At 72.1% G+C, this 22,146-nt stretch carries 22 protein-coding genes and 1 pseudogene; 11 read left to right on the top strand and 12 right to left on the bottom strand.

Features of this window, described 5'->3' with window-relative positions:
- The first annotated feature begins 66 nt into the window (after positions 1 to 66).
- The 3 genes from K7472_RS17535 (at position 67) to K7472_RS17545 (ending at position 3,927) form a co-directional block, all read left to right on the top strand.
- On the top strand, positions 67 to 2,016 hold the full coding sequence (locus tag K7472_RS17535; RefSeq protein ID WP_222979068.1) for an APC family permease: 1,950 nt from the start codon (positions 67 to 69) through the stop codon (positions 2,014 to 2,016).
- Between the two features lie 118 nt (positions 2,017 to 2,134).
- A complete protein-coding gene (locus K7472_RS17540) occupies positions 2,135 to 2,686 on the top strand; it encodes a hypothetical protein (RefSeq protein WP_252395776.1) in 552 nt (183 codons plus the stop codon).
- Positions 2,687 to 2,835: 149 nt separating this feature from the next.
- A complete protein-coding gene (locus tag K7472_RS17545) occupies positions 2,836 to 3,927 on the top strand; it encodes a cation diffusion facilitator family transporter (protein ID WP_222979070.1) in 1,092 nt (363 codons plus the stop codon).
- Positions 3,928 to 4,325: 398 nt separating this feature from the next.
- Here the strand turns inward: K7472_RS17545 and K7472_RS17550 are convergent.
- A pseudogene (locus K7472_RS17550) lies at positions 4,326 to 6,269 on the bottom strand (APC family permease); the annotation flags it as partial.
- Between the two features lie 525 nt (positions 6,270 to 6,794).
- Here K7472_RS17550 and K7472_RS17555 point away from each other — a divergent pair.
- Together K7472_RS17555 and cobM are read left to right on the top strand one after the other, a co-directional pair.
- Positions 6,795 to 7,412 (top strand): superoxide dismutase, encoded by a 618-nt coding sequence (locus K7472_RS17555; protein ID WP_222979074.1) that lies wholly within the window; start codon positions 6,795 to 6,797, stop codon positions 7,410 to 7,412.
- Positions 7,413 to 7,540: 128 nt separating this feature from the next.
- Positions 7,541 to 8,299, top strand: a complete 759-nt coding sequence (gene cobM, locus K7472_RS17560) for a precorrin-4 C(11)-methyltransferase (protein WP_222979075.1) — start codon at positions 7,541 to 7,543, stop codon at positions 8,297 to 8,299.
- A gap of 142 nt (positions 8,300 to 8,441) precedes the next feature.
- On the opposite strand, the gene K7472_RS17565 is transcribed toward cobM, so the two are convergent.
- A complete protein-coding gene (locus K7472_RS17565; RefSeq protein WP_252395808.1) occupies positions 8,442 to 9,533 on the bottom strand; it encodes a cobalt-precorrin-5B (C(1))-methyltransferase in 1,092 nt (363 codons plus the stop codon).
- Positions 9,534 to 9,721: 188 nt separating this feature from the next.
- Here K7472_RS17565 and K7472_RS17570 point away from each other — a divergent pair, with 188 nt between their 5' ends.
- Positions 9,722 to 10,513: a cobalt-precorrin-6A reductase gene (locus tag K7472_RS17570; protein WP_222979078.1), complete on the top strand. Its 792-nt coding sequence runs from the start codon at positions 9,722 to 9,724 to the stop codon at positions 10,511 to 10,513.
- Here K7472_RS17570 and K7472_RS17575 read toward each other — a convergent pair.
- From K7472_RS17575 to K7472_RS17605, 7 genes are all read right to left on the bottom strand, one after another.
- Positions 10,501 to 11,973, bottom strand: coding sequence for a precorrin-2 C(20)-methyltransferase (locus K7472_RS17575; protein ID WP_252395809.1), 1,473 nt, complete (start codon positions 11,971 to 11,973; stop codon positions 10,501 to 10,503). The two genes, K7472_RS17570 and K7472_RS17575, sit on opposite strands and share 13 nt — an antisense overlap.
- Positions 11,974 to 12,131: 158 nt before the next feature.
- Complete coding sequence (locus tag K7472_RS17580) at positions 12,132 to 12,758, bottom strand: precorrin-8X methylmutase (RefSeq protein WP_222979080.1); 627 nt, start codon at positions 12,756 to 12,758, stop codon at positions 12,132 to 12,134.
- Positions 12,755 to 13,975 carry a ferredoxin-like domain-containing protein gene (locus K7472_RS17585; RefSeq protein ID WP_222979081.1) on the bottom strand — a complete coding sequence of 407 codons (1,221 nt, stop codon included), beginning with the start codon at positions 13,973 to 13,975 and terminating at the stop codon, positions 12,755 to 12,757. The genes K7472_RS17580 and K7472_RS17585 overlap by 4 nt, the downstream gene beginning before the upstream one ends.
- 130 nt (positions 13,976 to 14,105) lie before the next feature.
- The gene (locus tag K7472_RS17590; RefSeq protein ID WP_222979082.1) at positions 14,106 to 14,885 is read right to left on the bottom strand and encodes an aminotransferase class IV; all 780 of its coding nucleotides are present in this window, start codon (positions 14,883 to 14,885) and stop codon (positions 14,106 to 14,108) included.
- A gap of 164 nt (positions 14,886 to 15,049) precedes the next feature.
- Positions 15,050 to 16,219, bottom strand: a complete 1,170-nt coding sequence (locus K7472_RS17595) for a methyltransferase domain-containing protein (RefSeq protein ID WP_308013961.1) — start codon at positions 16,217 to 16,219, stop codon at positions 15,050 to 15,052.
- Positions 16,216 to 16,863 carry a recombinase family protein gene (locus K7472_RS32715; RefSeq protein WP_252395777.1) on the bottom strand — a complete coding sequence of 216 codons (648 nt, stop codon included), beginning with the start codon at positions 16,861 to 16,863 and terminating at the stop codon, positions 16,216 to 16,218. The genes K7472_RS17595 and K7472_RS32715 overlap by 4 nt, the downstream gene beginning before the upstream one ends.
- The gene (locus tag K7472_RS17605) at positions 16,857 to 17,087 is read right to left on the bottom strand and encodes a hypothetical protein (RefSeq protein WP_222979083.1); all 231 of its coding nucleotides are present in this window, start codon (positions 17,085 to 17,087) and stop codon (positions 16,857 to 16,859) included. The genes K7472_RS32715 and K7472_RS17605 overlap by 7 nt, the downstream gene beginning before the upstream one ends.
- Before the next feature lie 172 nt (positions 17,088 to 17,259).
- Here K7472_RS17605 and K7472_RS17610 point away from each other — a divergent pair, with 172 nt between their 5' ends.
- Both K7472_RS17610 and K7472_RS17615 read left to right on the top strand, forming a co-directional pair.
- Positions 17,260 to 18,015: a DUF6879 family protein gene (locus K7472_RS17610; RefSeq protein ID WP_222979084.1), complete on the top strand. Its 756-nt coding sequence runs from the start codon at positions 17,260 to 17,262 to the stop codon at positions 18,013 to 18,015.
- A 15-nt stretch (positions 18,016 to 18,030) separates the two neighbouring features.
- Positions 18,031 to 18,891, top strand: a complete 861-nt coding sequence (locus tag K7472_RS17615; protein ID WP_222979085.1) for a helix-turn-helix domain-containing protein — start codon at positions 18,031 to 18,033, stop codon at positions 18,889 to 18,891.
- A gap of 322 nt (positions 18,892 to 19,213) precedes the next feature.
- Here the strand turns inward: K7472_RS17615 and K7472_RS17620 are convergent, their stop codons facing one another.
- From K7472_RS17620 to K7472_RS17630, 3 genes are read right to left on the bottom strand one after another with little or no spacing between them, the layout of a single operon-like run.
- On the bottom strand, positions 19,214 to 19,426 hold the full coding sequence (locus K7472_RS17620; RefSeq protein ID WP_222979087.1) for a DUF397 domain-containing protein: 213 nt from the start codon (positions 19,424 to 19,426) through the stop codon (positions 19,214 to 19,216).
- 32 nt (positions 19,427 to 19,458) lie between these two features.
- A complete protein-coding gene (locus K7472_RS17625) occupies positions 19,459 to 19,671 on the bottom strand; it encodes a DUF397 domain-containing protein (protein ID WP_222979089.1) in 213 nt (70 codons plus the stop codon).
- Positions 19,655 to 20,485, bottom strand: a complete 831-nt coding sequence (locus K7472_RS17630; RefSeq protein WP_222979091.1) for a helix-turn-helix domain-containing protein — start codon at positions 20,483 to 20,485, stop codon at positions 19,655 to 19,657. The genes K7472_RS17625 and K7472_RS17630 overlap by 17 nt, the downstream gene beginning before the upstream one ends.
- Positions 20,486 to 20,603: 118 nt before the next feature.
- On the opposite strand from K7472_RS17630, the gene K7472_RS17635 reads away from it, so the two are divergent.
- The 3 genes from K7472_RS17635 to K7472_RS17645 all read left to right on the top strand — a co-directional run bounded on the left by K7472_RS17635 (position 20,604) and on the right by K7472_RS17645 (position 22,144).
- A complete protein-coding gene (locus tag K7472_RS17635) occupies positions 20,604 to 20,828 on the top strand; it encodes a hypothetical protein (protein WP_222979098.1) in 225 nt (74 codons plus the stop codon).
- Positions 20,825 to 21,052 carry a hypothetical protein gene (locus K7472_RS17640; RefSeq protein ID WP_222979100.1) on the top strand — a complete coding sequence of 76 codons (228 nt, stop codon included), beginning with the start codon at positions 20,825 to 20,827 and terminating at the stop codon, positions 21,050 to 21,052. The genes K7472_RS17635 and K7472_RS17640 overlap by 4 nt, the downstream gene beginning before the upstream one ends.
- Before the next feature lie 237 nt (positions 21,053 to 21,289).
- Complete coding sequence (locus K7472_RS17645) at positions 21,290 to 22,144, top strand: phosphotransferase (protein WP_222979102.1); 855 nt, start codon at positions 21,290 to 21,292, stop codon at positions 22,142 to 22,144.
- The last annotated feature ends 2 nt before the right edge of the window (positions 22,145 to 22,146 follow it).

Raw genomic sequence — 22,146 nt, forward strand, 5'->3', positions numbered from 1 at the left:
GGTGGCCACCCGCCGCTTACGCTGAGCCCAGGGGGCCGCTGGAGCGACGACGGGAGCGGGACAGGGATGGCCGACTCCCCCGGGGCCGGGGCCGGGCGCCTTCGGGCGTGGCTGCTGGAAGGGCTGGCCGACATGGCCAGGAACCAGCAGGGCCCGCACGCCGTGCCGCAGCCCGCGCACAAGGGCCAGCGGTGGTGGCGCGTGATGTGCCTGACCGGTGTGGACTACTTCTCCACCCTCGGCTACCAGCCGGGCATCGCCGCGCTCGCGGCCGGGCTGCTCTCCCCGGTGGCGACGGTCGTGCTGGTCGTCGTGACGCTGGCGGGCGCGCTGCCCGTCTACCGCCGGGTGGCCGTGGAGAGCCCGCACGGCGAGGGCTCGATCGCGATGCTGGAGCGCCTGCTGTCGTTCTGGCAGGGGAAGCTGTTCGTGCTGGCGCTGCTGGGGTTCGCCGCGACGGACTTCCTGATCACCATCACCCTGTCGGCCGCCGACGCCGCCACCCACCTGGTGGAGAACCCGCACTTCACCAACGCCCTGCACGGCGACCAGGTGATCATCACTCTCGTGCTGATCGCGCTGCTCGGCGCGGTCTTCCTCAAGGGCTTCCTGGAGGCCATCGGCGTCGCCGTCGTCCTGGTCGGCGTCTACCTCGCGCTCAACGTCGTCGTGGTGGGCGTCGGCCTGTGGCACGTCGTCACCGCCGCCCACCTGGTCACCGACTGGACGCACGGCCTGACCGCCGCGCACGGCAACGTCGCCGCGATGATCGGCGTGTCCCTGGTGATCTTCCCGAAGCTGGCGCTGGGCATGTCCGGCTTCGAGACCGGCGTGGCGGTGATGCCGCACGTCAAGGGCGACCCGGGCGACACCGAGGACCGCCCGACCGGCCGCATCCGCGACACCCGCAAGCTGCTGACCACGGCCGCCGCGATCATGAGCGCCTTCCTGATCGTCACCAGCTTCATCACCACCGTGCTGATCCCGCAGTCCGAGTTCAAGGCGGGCGGCCCCGCCAACGGCCGCGCGCTGGCCTACCTCGCGCACCAGTACCTCGGCGCGTCCTTCGGCACGGTCTACGACTTCTCCACCATCGCCATCCTGTGGTTCGCCGGGGCCTCGGCGATGGCCGGGCTGCTCAACCTGATGCCGCGCTACCTGCCGCGTTACGGCATGGCACCGCAGTGGGCGCGGGCGGTGCGGCCGATGGTGCTGGTCTTCACGCTCGTCGCGTTCCTGGTCACCTGGCTGTTCGACGCCAGCGTCGACAAGCAGGGCGGCGCGTACGCCACCGGTGTGCTGGTGCTGATGAGCTCGGCGGCGATCGCGGTCACCATCGCCGCCCGCAAGGCGGGGCAGCGGCGGTGGACGGCCGGGTTCGCGGTGATCGCGCTGGTCTTCCTCTACACCACCGTCGTCAACGTCGCCGAGCGCCCGGACGGCGTGAAGATCGGTGCCTGCTTCATCGCCGGGATCATCCTGGTCTCGCTGCTGTCCCGGCTGGCCCGCGCCTTCGAACTGCGGGTCACCGGCGTCGACATGGACGACATGGCGCAGCGCTTCGTGCGCGACGCGGCCAGCCGCGGCCTGCGTTTCATCGCCAACGAGCCGGGCGCGCGGGACGCCGCCGAGTACCGCGACAAGCTGCGCCAGATCCGGCACGACAACGACCTGCCCGGCGCCGACGACCTGATCTTCGTCGAGGTGACGGTCACCGACCCGTCGGAGTTCGAGGCGGCGCTCGTGGTGCGCGGACAGGTGCTGCACGGGCGCTACCGGGTGCTGTCGCTGGAGAGCGCGTCGATCGCCAACTCGCTCGCCGCGCTGCTGCTGCACGTGCGGGACGAGACCGGGCGGGTGCCGCACATCTACTTCGAGTGGACCGAGGGCGGCCCGTTCCGCAACTTCCTGCGCTTCTTCCTCTTCGGGTACGGCGAGGTCGCGCCGGTGACCCGGGAGGTGCTGCGCGAGGCGGAACCGGACCGCGGCAGGCGACCGCGCGTCCATGTCGGATGACGTTCGGATGAACCCGATGAGCGGGTGGGTGAGGGGCACGTCAAGACGGGCGCCCCGCGCGTCAGGGACGCGTCAAGGCGACCGTCCGCGCCCGGCCGCCGGACCTAGCGTCAGCGGTATGCGATGCGCGTGCGGCCTCCCCCGGCACGCTGCCCGTACCGTCGTCGTCCACGACGGGCAGTGGGCCGGCGCGCTGCGCACCGCACTGGCCGTGGCGGCGGCCGAACTCACCGCGGCGTTCGCGCTGGACGCCGCCGCGCGCACCCTCACCCCGGAACGCGCCGCGCTGTGGACGGCGCTGGCGGTCGCGCTGTTCGCGGTGCTGTGCCCGGCCCTCACCAGCTGCGCGCACGGCGTGCTCACGGTGCGCGGGCCGGGGCGCGTACGGCGGGTGCGGCTGGACCGGCTGGTGCGGGTCAGGGTCGACGGCGTGGTCGAACGGACGCTGACGCTGGTCGACGCGGACGGCGGCTCGGCCCGCCTCGACCCGGCCGTACTCGTCGCCAACCCGCTGCTGTGGCACGAACTCGACCACGGCGCCCGCCTCTCGCACGCCGCGGGCCTGCTCACCGACGGCGACCCACGCACCCGCGAGGCGCTGCGGTGGCTCGGCACCGAGATCGACGACCGGATCGCGCGGGAACTGCTGGAGGCGGGCGGCCTGCGCTGAGGCGACGCGCCCGTGGCGGTGGTGGACGCGGTGCGCCCGGCCGACGGTGAACGCGCTGCGCCCCGGCGGCAGTTGCGAGCGCGTCGCACCTGGTCAGGGCCGGTACGACGGTGATGGCCGCAACGGGTTTCGTGTGCCACGGTGAGGTCATGCAGCGTGAGCGGCACCAACACCCCCACGACGACGACGGTCACCACGGGCACGTACAGGGGCACGGTCACCACGACCACGGCGATCACGGGCACGCGCACGGCCGCTCCGGGCTCGCGCACCGGCTGCGGCATCTGCTCGCCCCGCACAGCCACGACTCCGCCGACCGGGTGGACACCGCGATGGAGACCTCACGGGCCGGGCTGCGCACCCTGTGGGTGTCGTTCGCGGTGCTCGCGGTGACCGCGGTCGCGCAGGCCACCGTGGTGGCGCTGTCCGGGTCGGTCGCGCTGCTCGGGGACGCCGTGCACAACGTGGCCGACGCGCTGACCGCCGTCCCGCTCGGCATCGCGTTCCTGCTGGGTCGGCGCGCCGCCACCCGCCGCTACACCTACGGCTACGGCCGCGCCGAGGACCTGGCCGGCGTCGTCATCGTGCTGACCGTCGCCGCCTCCTGCGCCTTCGCCGCGTACGAGGCGGTGGCGCGGCTGCTGCACCCGCGCGGGCTCGACCACCCGGGCGCGGTCGCGCTGGCCGCGCTCGCCGGGTTCGCGGGCAACGAGTGGGTGGCCAGGCACCGCATCCGCACCGGCCGCGCGATCGGCTCCGCCGCGCTGGTCGCCGACGGGATGCACGCCCGCACCGACGGCTTCACCTCACTGGCCGTGCTGCTGGGCGCGGGCGGTTCCGCGCTGGGGCTGCGCTGGGCCGACCCGGTCGTGGGCCTGCTGATCACCGTCGCCATAGCGCTGGTCGCCCGGGACGCCGCCCGCGAGGTCGGGCGGCGCCTGATGGACTGCGTCGACCCGGCGCTGGTGGACGCGGCCGAGGCGGCGCTGCGCGGCGTGCCGGGGGTGCTGGACGTGGGCCGGGTGCGGATGCGCTGGATCGGCCACGCGCTGCGGGCGGAGACCGAGATCGTGGTGGACGCGGCCCTCACCGTGGCGGACGCGCACGGCATCGCGGTGGCCGCGCGGCACGCGCTGGCCCACGCGGTGCCGAGGCTGACCGCGGCCACCGTGCACACCGGCCACGTGGCTCAGTCCACCGCCCCGGCGGCCTCCTCGGCACCGGCGGGCAGCAGCGCGTAGGTGGGGTTGGCCATCGACAGGTAGCCGTCCGTCGCGCCGACCATGCCGTCGGCGCGCAGCTCGGTGCCCGCCTCGATGCCCGGGACCGAGCGGCGGCCGTAGAAGACCAGGACCACGCCGCCGCTCTCGTCGTACAGCTCGCACTCCAGCCGGGGCGAACCGGACACCGGCGTCACCTGCACCGACCGCACCCGGCCGCGTACGACGGCGCGGTGCCGCCAGGCCAGCTCGCCGATGGCGGTCGTCCCGTCGGCCCGGCCGGCCGGCGGTTCGGCGGGCGGCTCGGCGTGGGTCAGCAGGGCGGACGCGGCGCGGCGCACGGCGGGGTGCCGGTTGCCCTCGGCGCGCACCGCGCTCTCGCCCGGCTCGTCCGGGCCGCGCCGCACCCCCGCGACCTCCTCGGCCTCCTCGATCGCGGTGGCCACGTCGAACGGCACGATGGTGGCCGCGACGTGCGGCAGTCGGCTCACCGCCTGGGCGATGGAGTCGCCGAAGCGGCTGTGCAGCAGACGGCCGATGATGGGGCCGTAGGTGCGGCGCGGGATGAGCAGCGTCACCTCGGTGTCGCCCTCGGCGACGGTGCGGGCGGCGAGTTCGGCGGCGGCCCGGCGCACCCGGCGGTCCGGGCACTCGATGATCTCCAGGGAGACATCGGCGGCCCGGCTGGCCTCCCACTCGGCGCGCAGCCGCTCCGCGTTGTGGTCGTCGACCATGAAGTAGACCGCGCGCAGTTCGGTGGGGCGCAGGGCGTGGGCGTAGCGCAGGGCCTTGATGACGGCGAGGTCGAGCCGGTCGACGAGCACGTAGACGACGCTGCGGGTCCAGGTGGGCACCGAGGAGGCGGCGGGCGCGGCGCGCAGCACCTCGCTCTCGGTCCGGTAGCGGCTGTTGGTGCGGATCAGCGCGACGACGCCGATGGGGAAGATGACGACGACCAGCCAGGCGCCCTCGGTGAACTTGGTGATCGCGAAGATCAGCACGACGGCGGCCGACGCGATGGCCGCGGCGCCGTTGATGACCAGCCGCGCGGTGCGGTGCCGCTCGCGGCGGTTCCAGTGGTAGCGGAACAGGCCGGAGGCGGCCATCACGAAGCCGGTGAAGACGCCGATCGCGTAGAGCGAGACGAGCTTGGTGAGGTTGCCGCCGGTGGCGATGAGCAGCGCCAGCGACACCACGGTCAGCACGATGATGCCGTTGGAGAACGCCAGCCGGTGGCCGCGGATGGTCAGCTGCCGGGGCAGGAAGGAGTCCTCGGCGACGAAACTGGCCAGGAACGGGAAGCCGTTGAACGAGGTGTTGCCGCCGGTGTAGAGGATCAGCGCGGTCGCGATCTGCACGAACGCGAACATCACGTTGCCGAACCCGCTCTGGCCGAAGACCAGATGGGCCTCCTGGGCGAGCACGGTCGGGCTGCCGGAGGTGTACGGCATGGCGTGGGTCTGCCAGGCGAGCGTGGAGACGCCCAGCACCAGCACGCCGAGGATGCAGCTCATCACGACCAGCGTGCGGCGGGCGTTGGAGCCCTGCGGGCTCTTGAACGCGCTGACGCCGTTGGAGATCGCCTCCAGGCCGGTCAGCGACGAGCCGCCGTTGGCGAACGCCCGCATCATGATGAAGACCGAGGCGCCCATCAGCAGGCCGCCGCCGGGGTGGCCCAGGCCGATGGTGCCGGACGCGTGCAGCTGGGCGTCGGTGAGCCGGGGCAGGTCGCCGAGCGCCAGCCGCACCAGGCCGACCACCACGGTCAGCCCGGTGGCCAGCACGAACAGGTAGGTCGGCACCGAGAACGCCCGGCCCGCCTCGCGGATGCCGCGCAGGTTGCCGTAGCACAGCAGGCACACCACGCCGACGGTGATCCACAGCTTGTCGTGGTCGATGTCGACGTGCAGCAGCAGCTGGAGCATCGAGGCGACCGCGTCGGTGCCGGCCGCGGTCTGCACGGCGACGGTGACGATGTAGTCGATGAGCAGCGCGACGGCGGCGATCTGGGCTATTCGGGGCCCGAAGTTCTCCCGCGCCACGATGTAGGAGCCGCCGGCCTTGGTGTACGTCATCACGACGTCGCGGTAGGCCAGCGTCAGCAGGAGCAGCAGCGCCAGGATGATGCCGGTGACCGGCATGACCAGGGCGAACCCGGCGACTCCGACGTACGGCAGCAGCTGGGTGAGCATCTGCTCGGTGCCGTACGCGCTGGAGCTGATGCAGTCGGGGGCCAGCACGCCGAGGGCGATGGGCTTGGACAGCTTCTCGTTGTGCAGCTCGGAGGTCACCAGCGGCGGACCCAGGAAGGTCTTCTTCAGCCGGTAGCCGAGGCTCTCGGGGAGATCGACGGCAGGGGACAGCGCCTCGGGGCGCTGGGCGGCGGTGTCGGCCGACTGGGTCGGCGTCGCGGTTGCCATGGAGGGTTCCGTTTCGGCTGAGCAGGTCCGTTGGAGTTTTCTTAACGCAGCCCGAACCCCCGAATCGGACGTTTCACGTGAAACCGGAGCCGGTCTTAACGCCCTCTTGTCGCCGGAAAGCAGCCCGAACGGGAAAAAGAGACGGCCGCCACACACCGGGTGTGTGGCGGCCGTCGTCACGGAGAGGGGGGCGAGGGGCGCGGGGCCGGTCGGACCGGCGGGCGCCGGCTGCAAAGACGATCAGCGACTGGAAGGGCGCCTCCGTGGCTCGCCAGAGGCTCACCAATGGTGACGTTCCCCGGCAGAAGTTGACGGACCGGACCCCGCACCCAACATGCTGGAGCAGCCGAGTAGTAATTGCAAGTAGTGCGCAATAGTGTGGCGAGGGCGTACGAACGCCACAGCATCGGGCGCGCGAACGCCACCGCATCGGTTGCACGTTGAACGTTGAAAGGGGCTGTGTCCCGCATGGGCACGTACTCGCTTCCCGACCTGCCGTACGACTACGCCGCGCTGGAGCCGGCGATCACCGGGCAGATCCTGGAGCTGCACCACGCCAAACACCACGCCGCCTACGTCAAGGGCGCGAACGACACCCTGGAGCAGATCGCCGAGGTCCGCGACAAGGACCAGATCACACCCACCGGACTGGTCGGCTTGGAGAAGACCTACGCCTTCAACCTCTCCGGCCACGTGCTGCACTCGATCTTCTGGCAGAACCTCTCCCCCGACGGCGGCGACCGCCCCGACGGCGCCCTGCGCGACGCCATCGACGAACACCTCGGCGGCTTCGAGGCGTTCAAGAAGCAGCTCACCGTCGCCACCTCCTCCGTGCAGGGCTCCGGCTGGGGCGTCCTCGCCTGGGAACCGCTGGGCAAGCGGCTCATCGTCGAGCAGGTCTACGACCACCACGGCAACGTCGGCCAGAACGCCACCCCGCTGCTGGTCTTCGACGCCTGGGAGCACGCGTACTACCTCCAGTACAAGAACGTGCGCCCCGACTACGTGACGAAGCTGTGGGACCTCGTCAACTGGACGGACGTCGCCGACCGCTTCGCCACGGCCACCGCCGCCGCCACCGCCTGACCCCGGCACCGGCACCTGCGCACGGCCCGGCCGCACCCGCCCCACCAGGGCCCGCGGCCGGGCCGTCGTCGCACGTCAACCGTCGGGCCAGTAGAGTCGCGGACCGGCGACAACACGGAGGCATTGAGTTGACGGTCCACTTCATCGGGGCGGGGCCGGGCGCCGCCGACCTGATCACCGTGCGCGGGCAGCGGCTGTTGGAGAGCTGCCCGGTGTGCCTGTACGCGGGCAGCCTGGTCCCGCGCGAACTGCTCGACGCCTGCCCGCCGGACGCCCGCCTGGTCGACACCGCGCGGATGACGCTGGAGGAGATCACCGCCGAGCTGGTCGCCGCGCACCGCGCCGGGCACGACGTGGCGCGGCTGCACTCCGGCGACCCCTCGGTCTACAGCGCGGTCGCCGAGCAGATGCGGCGGCTGGACGCGGCGGACGTGCCGTACGAGGTCGTACCGGGCGTGCCCGCGTTCGCCGCCGCCGCGGCCACCCTCAAGCGCGAGCTGACCGTGCCGACGGTCGGCCAGACCGTCATCCTGACCCGGGTCGCCGAGCGGGCCACCGCCATGCCGGACGGCGAGGACCTGGCGACCCTGGGCCGCAGCCGCGCCCTGCTCGTCGTGCATCTGGCCGCCCGCCACGCCGACCGGGTCGTCGCCGAACTGCTGCCGCACTACGGGCCCGACTGCCCCGCGGCGGTCGTGGCGTTCGCCAGCAGGCCGGACGAGGTCGTGCTGCGCGGGCCGCTGGAGGGCATCGCGCGGCAGCTGAAGGACGCGGGCATCACCCGGACCGCGGTCATCATGGTCGGGGCGACGCTGGGCGCCGAGCAGTTCGGCGACAGCTATCTGTACTCGGCGGGACGGGACCGGTGCGAGGTGCCGGAGGCTTGATGGCGGGGTCGGGCCGGAGGCTTGATGACGGGGTGGGGCCGGAGGCTTGATGGCGGGGTGGGGTGCCGGGGAGGCGGGACGGCGGAGGCCGCGGTGGCTGGGGTGCCGGGACGCTCGACGGCGGGGGGCCGCGGTGAGCCCGTCAGCGGTTCGCCAGGGGGGCGGCGCGGCCGACGACCGTTCCCGCGCGGTCGACGCAGATGACGTCCACCGCGACCGGCGCCTCGCGCAGGACGTCCAGCGCGGCGGTCCTGGCCGCCCGAGCCACCAGGTCGCCCAGCGGCACGCCCTTCGCGGCGGCGAGCTGGAGCGCCTCCAGCGCCGTGTTGGCGTCGGCGACGGCGGCCGCCAGCGCGTCGTCCGCGCCGCCGAGGCGGGCCAGGTCCGCCAGGAACGTCTTGTCCACCTGCGAACGGGAGGAGTGGAGGTCGAGATGGCCCGCGGCCAGCTTGGACAGCTTGGCGAAGCCGCCGGAGACGGTCAGCCGGGGCACCGGGTGCCTGCGCAGGTACTTCAGCACCGCGCCGGCGAAGTCGCCCATGTCCAGCAGCGCGTCCTGCGGCAGCCCGTGCACCTCGACCGCGACCCGCTCCGAGGTGGACCCGGTGCAGCCCGCGACGTGGGTGCGCCCGGCCGCGCGGGCCACGTCCACCCCACGCCGGATGGAGTCGATCCACGCCGAGCAGGAGTACGGCACGACCACGCCGGTGGTGCCGAGGATCGACAGGCCGCCCAGGATGCCCAGGCGCGGGTTCCAGGTGGAGCGCGCGATCTCCTCGCCGCCGTCGACCGCGACCTCGACCACCACGTCGCCGGTGCCGCCGTGCGCCGCGGCGACCTCGGCGACGTGCTCGCGCATCAGCCGCCGGGGCACCGGGTTGATCGCGGGCTCCCCGACGTCCAGCGGCAGGCCCGGCTTGGTGACCGTGCCGACGCCGGGACCGGCGCGGAAGACGACCCCGGAGCCGGGCGCGCCGTGGCGGACGGTCACCCGGACCAGCGCGCCGTGCGTGACGTCCGGGTCGTCGCCCGCGTCCTTGACCACGCCCGCCGTCGCCCGGCCGTCCGCCAGTTCCTCGACGGCGAGCGCGAACGCGGGACGCTGGCCGCGCGGCAGCGTGATCGTCACCGGGTCGGGGAAGCCGCCGGTCAGCAGCGCGGTGTACGCGGCGGTGGTGGCCGCGGTCGCGCAGGCACCGGTGGTCCAGCCGGGGCGCAGGCCGGTGTGCTTCAGCTGCGCGGCCCGGCCGCCCGACGCCTGCGCCGCCTCCGCGTGGCCGCCCTGGGTCCCGTTGGCCCCGGGGCCGACCGACGCCTGGACCGCCTCCGCGTGGGCGCCCGGCGTCCCGTCTGCCACGGGGCCGCCCCGCTCGTCCGTGCTCACACGGGCACCCTCGTCCGCCTCAGCCATGGGAAGGTCCGATGACCGTACGGCACCTGCTGATCCTCGGCGGGACCACCGAGGCCCGCCGCCTCGCCGCCGCGCTGGACGACGGGCTGTGGCCGGGGCTGCGGGTCATCAGTTCGCTCGCCGGGCGCGTCGCGCGGCCCTCGCTGCCGCCGGGCGAGGTCCGGGTGGGCGGCTTCGGCGGGGTGGACGGCCTGGCGCGGTGGCTGCGCGAGCACGAGGCGGACGCGGTCATCGACGCCACCCATCCCTTCGCCCGGCAGATCAGTTTCCACGCGGCGCTGGCCGCCGCGTCCACCCATGTTCCCCTGCTCGCCCTGCGCCGTCCCGGCTGGGTGGCCGCGCAGGGCGACCGCTGGCACGACGCCGCCTCGCTGGAGGACGCGGCGGCGCTGCTGCCCGGCCTGGGCCGCCGGGTCTTCCTCACCACCGGCCGCCTGGGCCTGGCCGCCTTCGCCGGGCCCGCGTTGCACGGCCTGTCGTTCCTCGTACGCTCCGTCGACGCGCCCGAACCGCCGCACCCGGAGCGGATGACCGTCATCCTCGACCGGGGCCCGTTCACCCTGGAGGGGGAACGGGCGCTGCTGCGCGAGCACCGGATCGACGTCCTGGTCACCAAGGACAGCGGCGGCGACGCCACGGCCGCCAAACTGACGGCCGCCCGCGAGGCGGGGATCCCGGTGGTGGTCGTACGACGGCCACCGCCGCCGCAGGACGTGCCGGTCGTCGCCGACGTGCCGGGAGCGCTGGCGTGGCTGGCGGGGCTGCGCGGTCGCACGGGCCGCCCCGGGCCTCAGTCCGGATAACGCCGCGAGGTCCACGCGACCGTCGTGCCGTCGCCGCGTTCCACGACGTGGGTCTGCGACGAGCCGACCAGCAGCACGCAGCGCATGTCCACCGTCGCCGGGTCCAGCGCGGCCAGCGTGGTGATGCGCACCGCCTGCTCCGGGCCGCCGACGTCGCGCGCCACGACGACCGGGGTGTCCGGCGAGCGCCGCTCCAGCAGCACCTTCAGCGCCGTCTCCAGTTGCGTCCTGCGGCTGTGGGACGCCGGGTTGTAGAGGGCGAGCACCAGGTCGGCCTCGGACGTGGCCCGCAGGCGCGCCTCGACGACCCGCCACGGCTTGAGGCGGTCGGAGAGCGAGACCACGGCGAAGTCGTGGCCCAGCGGCGCGCCCGCGAGCGCGGCGGCGGACTGAGCGGCGGTGATGCCGGGCACGACGCGGACCGCGACGTCCTTGTACGGCTCGGCGCAGGCGGCCTCCAGTACGGCGGTCGCCATCGCGAACACGCCCGGGTCGCCGGAGGAGACCACCGCGACCCGCCGCCCGCGCCGCGCCAACTCCAGCGCGAATTCGGCGCGTTCGGCCTCTACGCGGTTGTCGGACGCGTGCCGGCGCTGGCCCGGGCGGACCGGGACGCGGTCCATGTACGTGGTGTAGCCGACGAGTTCGTCGGCGGCGGCCAGCGCGGAACGCGCCTGCGGCGTCAGCCACATGGGGCCGGCGGGCCCGAGCCCGACGACGACGACCTCACCGGGGGTGCCGGCCCGTACCTCGTTCTGAACAGCCGCCGCCGCGACGCCCACCGACGCGTTGCCCGGGGCGCGGCTCGGCAGGATCGCGACCGCGAAGTACGGCACCGTCGACGGGTCCACGTCCGCCAGCCGCCCGACGCGTTCGCCGCTCATCGTGGCCCGCTCGACGTACAGCGCCTCGTCCAGCCGTCCCGCCGTCTCCAGCGCCGAGCGCACCGCCGGGAAGGTGCGGCCCAGCTTCATCACGGCCGCCGAGTCCGCGCAGGCCAGCCGCGCGGCGAGTTCGTCGTGCGGGAGGGTGCCGGGCAGCACGGTGAGCGTCTCCTCGCCCTCCACCAGCGGCCTGCCCAGGCGGGCGGAGGCGGCCTGCACGGAGGTCACGCCGGGGATCACCTCGGCCTCGTACCGTCCGGCCAGCCGCTTGTGCATGTGCATGTAGCTGCCGTAGAAGAGCGGATCGCCCTCGGCGAGCACCGCGACGCTGCGCCCCGCCTCCAGGTGCGCGGCGAGCCGGGCCGCCGCCTGCTCGTAAAACTCCTCCATCGCGCCCGCGTAGCCGCCCGGGTGGTCGGTGGTCTCGGTGGTGACCGGGTAGACCAGCGGCTCCTCGATGTGGTCGGCGCGCAGGTGGCGTTCGGCGATGGAACGCGCGATGGAACGGCCGTGCCGGGCGCTGTGGTACGCGACGACGTCGGCGGCGGCGATGGCCTCGACCGCGCGCAGGGTCATCAACGAGGGGTCGCCGGGGCCGAGTCCGACACCGTAGAGCTTGCCGGGGGCGACGGCTTCGACGGAACCGTCCGCCGGGTCGAGCGCCGCGTTCGTGGGATCGGATGCCGCGTTCGCCGGATCGGGAGTGGCGTTCGGGATGGCGTTCATCGAGGCGCTCACTCCTCCTCGCTGGCGATCGCGTTGATCGCGGCGGCGGCGATCGCGCTGCCGCCGCGGCGCCCGCGCACCACGAGGTGTTCCAGCCCCGACGGGTGCGCGGCCAGCGCGTCCTTGGACTCCGCCGCGCCGACGAAGCCCACCGGCACGCCGATCACCGCGGCCGGGCGGGGCGCGCCCGCCTCGACCATCTCCAGCAGCCGGAACAGCGAGGTCGGCGCGTTGCCCACGGCGACCACCGCGCCGTCGAGCCGGTCGCGCCACAGCTCCATCGCGGCGGCCGACCGCGTGGTGCCCAACTCGGCGGCGAGCGCGGGCACGGACGGGTCGGACAGCGTGCACACCACCTCGTTGTCCGCGGGCAGCCGCTTGCGGGTGACGCCGGAGGCGACCATCCGCACGTCGCACAGGATCGGCGCCCCGGAGCGCAGCGCGGCGCGCGCGTCGCGGACGACGGCGGGGCTGAACGCGAGGTCGGAGACGAGGTCGGTCATGCCGCAGGCGTGGATCATGCGCACGGCCACCTGGGCCACGTCCGCGGGCAGGCCGTCGAGGTCCGCCTCGGCCCGTATGGTGGCGAACGACTGGCGGTAGATCGCCGGTCCGTCCTTCTCGTACTCGATCACGTCAGTCCCGTCTGTGTGGTTGCGCGAGCCGCCGCGACGACGGCGGACGTGCGGTCACCCGTGAGCCCCGTGATCGTACGGGGCGCTCCTTCGGCGCCGTGCACGGTGACCCGGTAGCCGTCCGGCACCGCGGTCACCTCGACCCGGGTGCCGCCGGGGTGCCCGCAGCGGCGTTCGCAGCCCGACCAGTGCACCGGCAGCGGCTGCGGGCCGGTCGCGGCGGCGAGCGCGGTACGGGCGTCGTCGCGCACGTCGGCAAGGGACTTGGCGCAGCCGGGCCGTCCCGCGCAAGCGGTGGCGCCGTGCCACGGGGAGTCGTCGGCGGTGACGAATCCGGCGGCGGCGAGTCCGGCGAGCACGCGGTCGTCCGCGATCCCGGGCAGCACCGCACCGCGCCACGGCGTGAGGCGGATCTCACCGGAGGCGGCCCCGGCCAGCGCCCGCCACTGCGCGGTCGACGCCCGCCCGAGCGGGAACCCGACGCTGAGCGCGCCGCCGGTGAGCCCGAAGGCGGGGGGCGTGCCCTGCGGCAGGGGCGGGCCCGGTGCCCGTCCGCCGAGCAGGGTCCCGTCGGGATCGAGATCGCGCACCCGCCACGCGCGGACGCCCTCACCGGCGGCGTCGGCGAGGTCGAGGAAGGCGTGCGCGGCGCGCAGGGCGCGGTCGGCCGCGTCGGCGACGGGAACGGCGCGTACGGGGGTGTCGGCGACGTAGAGGGTGACGTCGCGTGGCGAGGCGACCAGCGTGATGTCGGCGCGCAGCGCGGCGACGTCCCCGCTCCCGTCGTCGATGGCGAACAGGAACCGCCCCGACAGCCGCGCGGCCCGCTCGTCGGCGCACAGCGCGGCGTCGAGTGCGCGGGTGAGGACGCGGACGGTGTCGGGCCCGAGCGGTGAGGCGACGATGTTGCGGACGCGTTCGTGCGCGGGGGACGGCAACAGGCCGACGCGGCCCAGCCGTTCGGCGAGCACGTCCCCGGCGTCGTGCGGCAGCCCGCGCAGCTGCACGTTGCCGCGCGAGGTCAGGTCGAGGTGCCCGTCGCCCAACTCGTCGGCGATCAGGGCGAGTTCAGCGGCCTGCGCGGTGGTGAGCAGCCCGCCGGGCACCCGTACGCGCGCCAGCGCGCCGTCGTCGGCGGAGTGCAGCCGCAACGCGCCCGGGCAGGCGTCGTCGCGTTGCCGCCCCCGGCCGGAGGGCACGCCGCAGGCGCTGGTCACGGTGGCTCCCGGGGCGTGAGGGGACGAATCGGGTGGGGGCGCGGTCCCAGCCTGGCCGACCGTCGCGTCCCGGCGCAACCCTACGATGCCGTGACCTGGCGTTTCTGTGGCTGCCACCACATCGGTGCCCTCAAACGGCCTCGCCCGCGACGCTGGTGTAGGCGTTCCGCAGCCGGTCGAGCACCGGGTGATCCGCGTCCAGTTCCACGCCGTCGACGCGGCGGAGGGCGCGGACGCCGACGGCGGCGTTCGTGGCGAAGGCGGCACGCATGCCGCGCAGGTCGGCCGGTGTGACGCGGGCGATCCGGTGCGGGTGAGCGCGCTGGAGCAGCAGCATGGTCACGCCCGGCAGTACGCGGGCGTCCGGCCAGATCACGTCGTGGCCGTCGAAGAAGCCGACGTTCCACGTCCCGCCCTCGGCGACGGCGCCGCTCGCGTCCACGAAGAGCGCGTCGTCGTACCCGTCGAGCCGCGCGGCCCGGCGATGCCGGAGCGCGCCGAACAGCCCGACGCCCTTGACCTCGGGCAGGTCCCGCTCGTACGCGACGGTCTTGACGGACATGGGGGGCGACGGCACGGCGGCGGCGTCGCGACGGGTGACGAGCACACGGGGGTCGCTCGCGCGATCAGGCGCGGCGAGATCCGTGGCGGGGTCGAAGACGGTCACCCGAATCGTGGCGGCCCCCCGCTCGGGCACGGCCCGCCGCACCAACTCCCGTACGCGAGCGGTCTCCACGTCCACCCCGAACAGCACCTGGGCATCCCGCCGCAGCCGCTCCAGATGCAGCCCGAGCCCCCGCACGATCCCGTCCTCCACCCGCAGCGTGGTGAACGACCCGTAGTTGGTGAGCGCGAGAGCCTGAAGCTCCTCCGGAGCGACGGGACGTCCGTCGAGTTCGGCGTCGGGCATGCGATCAGCATGCCAGGCGCGCACGCCGCCGTCCGTCGTCCCGAATCGAGCAACATGACGTCGTGGAGTGCCGCGTCGGCCCACGGGCGCGCGGAGCCGATCCGGACGGATACCGATCAGGGCCTTCAGCTACCGCTGGGCTTCCCTGGGACTGCTGACGGCGTTCACAGCGACCAGTGGGCGCCCGGCCCGTCGAGCCACGCCAGTGCACCGCCTGCGGTGACGGTGAGGCCGAACCGGTCGATGTCCGGAGAGCCCTGGGCCCGCCACCACGCGTAGGCGGTCTCCACCTCGTCCCAGAGACGGCGCCCACCAGCCTGGTACGCCTTCGTGACCGCTTGGCCGGGCTCGTACAGCGCGGCTGCCCACGACCTGTCCGTGAGGCTGTACAGCCACACATTCCGGGCGCCGTCACGGACGGCCGTCATCAGCTCGCAACCCGGCACACGCAACCCCGCGGCGAACTCGAACGACCCGAACCGCTCGAACGCATCCGCGGGCAACCGCGTCTCCGAGGCGTCAGCGCCCCCGGGCCAGCCGTCCGGCAGATACTCCTCATGCCCTGGCCGCGTCACCCGCCGCCCGCGGTCCTTCATGAACTCGACCAGCCGCAAGAACCGGCCCGACGCCGCCCGGCCGTCGCCGTCCACGCGGAGCTCGACCACGACGTCGCGGTGGGTGAAGTGCGTGCCCCACGGGGCCACGATCACGCCGCCGGGCCGTACCTGCCGCACCCAGGCACGCGGGAAGTCGCGGACACCGAACGTGGCGATCAGCCGGTCGAAAGGTGCGGCCCCCGGCCGGCCCGCGCACCCGTCGCCTTCCCTCACGCCGACGCGAAGCCCGTTGCGGTCGAGGGCGCCCCTGGCGGTTTCGGCGACCCGCGGGTCGATCTCCACGGTCACCACGTTCGCCACGCCCACCCGGTGAGCGAGCAGGGCGGCGTTCCAGCCTGTGCCGGTGCCGATCTCCAACACGCGCATGCCGTCAGCGAGGTCGAGGTCATCCAGCATGCGGAACACCACGGATGGCGCGGAGCACGATGACGTCGGCACGGTGCCCGGCTGGTCGTCGTGGCGGCCGTCGTCCCACTGGGTGGTGATCGGTTCGTCGCTGTCGGCGTGCTCGTACCAGGCATCTGGATCGGTCGTCTTGTCCACGCGGACGCTGGTCCCGTCGGCCATGCGGTGCGGCCACATCACGGTGGGCAGGAAGTCGGCACGGTCCACGGTCTCGAACGCTGCTTCCCAGTCGGGGGTCAGGGCGCCCTTGTCGCGGAGCGAGCGGCCCAGCTCCCTCCGGGTGGGCCGCTCCTTGCCCGTACCGATGGTCACTTGCGGTGCTTCCCGTCGCCGTCAGGGGTCGGCCCGTCAGGAGAGGGCGGCGTCGGCGGCAGTGGCCACGGCCGGCCGGGCAGCTTGTCGTCGTCGCCTCCGTACACGACCGGTTCGATCCTCATCGTGATCTCCTTCGGTTGGTAGGTGCCGTGTGGGGCCGACCCAGGTGACGGGCAGGCCGGTGCGCCGGCGGCCGAGCCGGCAACGGCCTGACGCCCACACGGCGGCGCCCATGGCGTGATGGGGGCGTGGTTGAGGCGGGCGCGCTCGATCCAGGACCCGTCAGCGCGGCGCCGCTCGCCGAGCGTCGTCTCCACCCAGGCGCCCAGGAGCAGGACGCGGCGGGTCAGCAGGCCGCAGGCGTGGCCGTCGCGGGAGAGGCGGTCCCAGTCGTGGACGAGGACGACGCGCTGGACTCCGGCCCCGGCGGCGTGGACGTTGCGCAGCATCGCGTCGAACGCGGCACGCCGGTCATCGCTGAGGGCGTCGTCGCCGACGTCCAGCCAACGGCCGCCGTCTGTCCAGCCTTTCGCCTCCAGGTACGCGGTGCAGGCGTCCATGCGGGCCTGCAACATACCGGTGGCCTGAGTGACGTGCCGGTCGTAGACGAACGCCAGAGGGGGCTGCCGCGTGTTCAGCATGTGGCGCTCCCCGCGAGGCTTCCACGCAGTGCGGTGGCCAGCCGCATGGCTACGTCCGCGCGGACGCGTCCCAACTCCACCAGGGCGAGGTCCGGCGACGCGATGTCGGCCCTCAGCGAGGGCAGAACGATCTCCGCATCATCGAGTGCCACCTTCAATGCCTCTACCGCGACGTTGGGGTCGATGTCCGGTGCCCGGCAGCTGTCTGTGTTCCTGGTGCCCATGACCTGGACGCTAGGAGCGAGGAACGGTAGACCGCCAGGGAAGTTCCTCGAAGTTGCTTGAGTGCTCAGCGAAGTTGCGGGATGTTCCTCAAGAAGGTCTGCAAAGCTCTCTCCGCGGAGCCTCGGCCCCGCAGAGACTTGGCAGATCAGTCCCCTAAGGAAGGAACTGGTCATGCCACGAAGGCTGCGCTTCAACGGCACTGGCAGCGGCGATACCGGATGCCCCGCGGTACACGAAGACCTCGACACGCACGAAGTGATCGTGCACGGTCCGCCGCTCACCGACCCCGACGACCTCGCGCGGCTTCAGCACCTGGGCCCTGGTGAGGTACCGATCGTGGTGCCGCGGGAACTTCTCGTCGACTGGGGGCCGAAGGACCTGACGCGCAAAGCAAAGGTCGTTGACCTGGACGCGTTCAACAGCCTCTTCGAGACGTTCGATCATTCGGCTTGGCGACTGGAAACCCGGCGCCGCTACGCCTCCGACGAGGCCACGGACACCTACGCCCAGTTCGCCGAATCGGGTGCCGTTGCTTGGGACATGGACTCTTGGTACTGCCGCACGATCCGGACCCAGGTCGCGGCGGGCAAGTCCGTCGGCCGCGTGCGCATCGTCGACAACCCTCCGACGGTCGGCCAGCGCTACCTCATGGCCAACGCGCAGCGCAACGCCGAACTCGGCGAGGACGTGCGGAACCTGTGGCGCGAGGACGCGGAACAGCTGCCGCTCGGGACCGAAGACTTCTGGATCTTTGACTCCCGTCTCGTCGCGCTGCTGAACTTCGACGACGCCGACAGCCTGGTCAACGTCGAACTCATCACGGAGCCGGCCGAAGTCGTCCGATACTCCGTCCTGCGCGACGCCGCAGTGCATCACGCCATCCCTCACGAGCGCTTCGCGGCCCTGCTGCCCGTGAAGAAGGAGTAGGCAGGTGAAGTACCGGTGAGCACGGACTACCGGAAGGCACGCGAAGACCTCGGCGTTCGACTCCGAGAGCTGCGGCTGTGGGCACCCGGTGGACGGCTCACCGGTACGCAGCTCGCCGACCGGTGCGGCTGGCACAAGACCAAGGTCAGCAAGCTGGAGAACGGCCTGCAGACGGCCACGCCCGAAGACTTGAAGCTGTGGGCGGAAGCCACCGGACAGCCAGAGGCGTATGACGAACTACTCGCCAGGTTACGGGGGTTCGAATCTCATGTGCGATCGTGGCGGCGCCAACTCGCGGCCGGCCACGAACCGGTACAGCGGACCATTGCCGCCGAGTACGCTCGGTCCGCTGTGATCCACGGATTCGAGAGTGCCACGATCCCCGGCATCCTGCAGAACCCGGACTACGCCCGGTCGATCTTCCGGCGTTACGCAGAACTGCAACGCTCCAAGCAGGACACCGAAGAGGCCGTGCGCGCCCGCATGCAGCGACAGGAAATGCTCTACACATCGCACAAGCGGTTCCGCATCATCGTCGGTCACGCCGCTCTGCGCGCGCTCATCTGCCCGCCCTCTGTGCTGGGCGCCCAGCTGAACCGGCTTGACGGATTCATCGGCACGGACACTGTGCAGTTGGGCGTCATTCCGCCGGACGCCTCACTCAAACTGCCTCCAACCGGTGGGTTTTGGATTCATGACGAGCGCCTGGTCACCGTCGAGACATGGCATGCAGAGCTGTGGATCGATGACGCGGACAGCATCGCTACCTACCTGCGTGTCTGGAAGACCCTGCAAGAGTCCGCCGTCTACGGGAACGATGCTCACAACGTGATCAACGCGGCGCGGCGCGCGCTGGGCCTGCGAGAGGGGGCCTGACGCGGCGCACCGACGCGCCAGGAGACCGAGCGCCCTGCTCTGCCGACGGATTCCAGGGGGCTTTCGCGAGCGCGGGCGGTCGAGCTGAGCGACCCGGCGGGGGGCGAGCCGCGTGAAGACCTCGCGTGTGCCGGCACCGGAGTGCTGGGCCGACAGCAGTCCGGCGGCGGCAGTTCCCTGGTGGCGCTTCAGACCACCGTGCGGGGGGGGTCGAGCGGGCGAACAGGTGCGAACGGTTACAGGCCCACCCGTTCAAGCCCGGGAGCTGGGGAACGGCCCCGCCCGGCGTGCCGGACGGGGCCGCAGTACGGCTCAGCAGGCGCTAAGCGGCGCCTATCTCCCCGCGCTTCACCGCGCCCGTGAACGACGCCCAAGCGGCCGGGGAGAAGGCCAGGGCCGGACCGTGCGGGTCCTTGCTGTCACGGACGGGAACGACACCCGACAGGCCCATCCCCATCTCCACACAGTCACCGCCGTTCGGGCCACTGTGACTGCTCTTGCGCCACGTCACGGGCAAATCACTTGCTCTGCTCATGGCTGAGTCCTTCCAGACGGACACGGATCGGGCTAGACGGCGCCGAGTTCCCCGCGCTTCACCGCGTTCGTGAACGACGCCCAAGCGGCCGGGGAGAAGGCCAGGGCCGGACCGTGCGGGTCCTTGCTGTCACGAACGGGAACGACACCGGACAGGCCCGTCCCCATCTCGACGCAGTTACCGCCGTTCGGGCCACTGTGACTGCTCTTGTGCCACGTCACGGGCAAATCACTTGCTCTGCTCATGGCTGAGTCCTTCCAGGTGCTCGCGGATCAAGTCGGCTGACGCCTCAGGCGATTTGGCGACGGCCCTCAACAGATCATAGGTTCGAGCGCCTTCGACCACTTCCTGCGCGTCCAGCGCCGCCCGGCCCTGCGAGAAGCCGTCCACCCACAGGACGTCCGCGCCTTCCGCGAAGCTCATCATGCTGAACGGCCCGTTCAGTCCCGGATGCGCGGCACGCTTTTTCTCGATCAACTGGATGACTGTACGAGGGTGTTGGCCTGCTTCGAGGAGCCTCTCAAGCTGCGCGCGCATGACCGCCGGGCCTCCGATGCGGCGTTCGAGAACGTACTCGTCGATCACGAACCACGTGCGCGGACGGTCCTCGCGCGTGAGGATGTCCTGCCGGGTCATCCGGGCCGCGACGAGATCGTCCAGGTTGTCCGGTCGTACGACGCTGAGCACGGCCCGCGCGTACCCCTCCGTCTGGAGCAGACCCGGAATGACCTGGCCCTCAAAAGACCGGATGGACGTGGCTGCCCGCTCAAGCTCCACATACGGCAGGAACCAGCCCGGGTACGCGTAGCGGATCACCAGCGGGAGGAGCCTCCCGAAGTGGCCGTCCGTGTCGAACGCGAGGTCCAGGTCCCTGGCCAGGTCGGCCGACGGAACGCGCTCGCCGGACTCGATGTAGCTGACCATGGCCTGCGTGGTGTGCGCCGCCTTGGCCGTCTTCGACTGCGACCAGCCCGCCTTGTTGCGGACGCGTTGTAACTCGGTGCCGAAGAACGCCAGCAACGACGGCGCCGTCTGTAGATCTTTGGCCTCAACTGTCATGTGTGTGACCTCCGTTCATAACTTCCCGGCAGTTATGGATCGGGCTCTGTTCAGCGTAGGCACAAACCCGCCACCGTTGAGGGGAAGTCAGTAATCCTCATCGGATCGAGGTACACACGTGAGCACGCTTCCCGACACCATCACGCCGTCGGTTCGTCGGCCCCGCATAGACGGTCGACTCGTGGCCGCCCGGGAAGCGGCACGACTGAAGCTCGCTTTCGTGCGGCGGGGGTACGGCGATGTGTCGGTCGAACCCGAAGTCACCAAGAACGACCGGGCGGTGGTGACGGTACGCCTTGATCCGATTCGGGCCTGCTGGCTCGCGAAGGAAATTCAACGGTGAACGACTGGGCCCCTGTTGTCGGGCAGCCGGTGAAGGACACGGCTCATGACCGAGTGGGGGAGTTCCGGGCCTTCGAGCAAGGCCGCGTGTTCCTGCGTCCTCTCGGCGGCGGTCGCGAATGGACCACGGGCCCCGACGACATCGAGCAGATGAGCAGAAGCGAAATCCTCAACGCCCGCGTGGCCGCCGCGAACAGGCGGAGTCGAAAGGAATCGCCCGCGTGAGACGGCCGGAAATCGATGGCGGTTCGCGGTAGTGGGCCGGGCCGGGGAAGGCCACGAAGCCGTAGGTTCTGGGAGAGTGTGACCACGAGTGGGTGGGGTGGAGCGGCGAGGTCCGCAGTCGCAGGTGCGGAGCGACCCGGTAGTCGGCAGGTAAGCGACCCGGTAGTCGGCAGGTAGAAGCGGTGGGGAAGGGCTGGAGCGGTCCGGCTCCTTCTCCCGGCGAAGGGGTGGGGTGGAGTGATCACGCGAGTCGGCTGGGACGAGTTGCCGCCAGGCCTGCGCGCGTCCGTCGAGGCGCGCACGGGAAAGGTGTTGGGCGCTGAGACGGTCGGCACCGGGCTGAATTGTGCGGTCGCGCTGACCTTGACCACCACGAGAAACGGGACGCTCTTCCTCAAGGGGGTGCACAAGTCCGACACGGCGGGCCTCGAGGGGCTGCGCAACGAAGAGATCGTCAACCAGACCGTCGCCGGTATCGGCCCGATGATCCGCCACACCTTCGACGTCGACGGCTGGTACTGCTTGGCCTTCGTCTACATTCAGGGGCGGCACGCGGATCTCGGCCCCGGATCAGCGGATCTGCATTCCGTCCGCTCGACCGTGAACCGGATGCGGTCCCTGAGCGGAAACAGTTTATGGCTGGCCCGCTCGGGGGCCCGTATTCCCCGGCTCTCCGAGCGACTGCGGGACTATCTTTCGGCGGGTGACGTCGCATTCTTGCAAGGGGAGACCCTTCTTCACACGGACACGAATCCGCACAACATCATGGTCTCCACGCCGGGCGGAGAGGTGTACGTGATCGACTGGGCCATGCCGGCCCTCGGTCCCGCCTGGGTGGACGCGGCGTGTACGGCGGTACGGTTGATGGAATGCGGGCATGAGCCGGCGAGCGCGCTGGAATGGCTGGCACCGTTTCCTCATTGGAGACAGGCGAGCCCGAAAGCGGTGGAAGCGTTTGTGAACGCGACGTGCCGACAGTGGTCCGCGACCGTAGGCGAAAAGGACGCGGAACCGAGCAACAACCGCTTCCGCGCGCTACTGGAATTCCCTCACGAGCCCCCGACCATCTCGGGACCCCGCAACCGCGCTTGACT

This window comes from Streptantibioticus parmotrematis (assembly GCF_019890615.1).
In the GTDB taxonomy this organism is placed as follows: Bacteria; Actinomycetota; Actinomycetes; order Streptomycetales; family Streptomycetaceae; genus Streptantibioticus_D; species Streptantibioticus_D parmotrematis.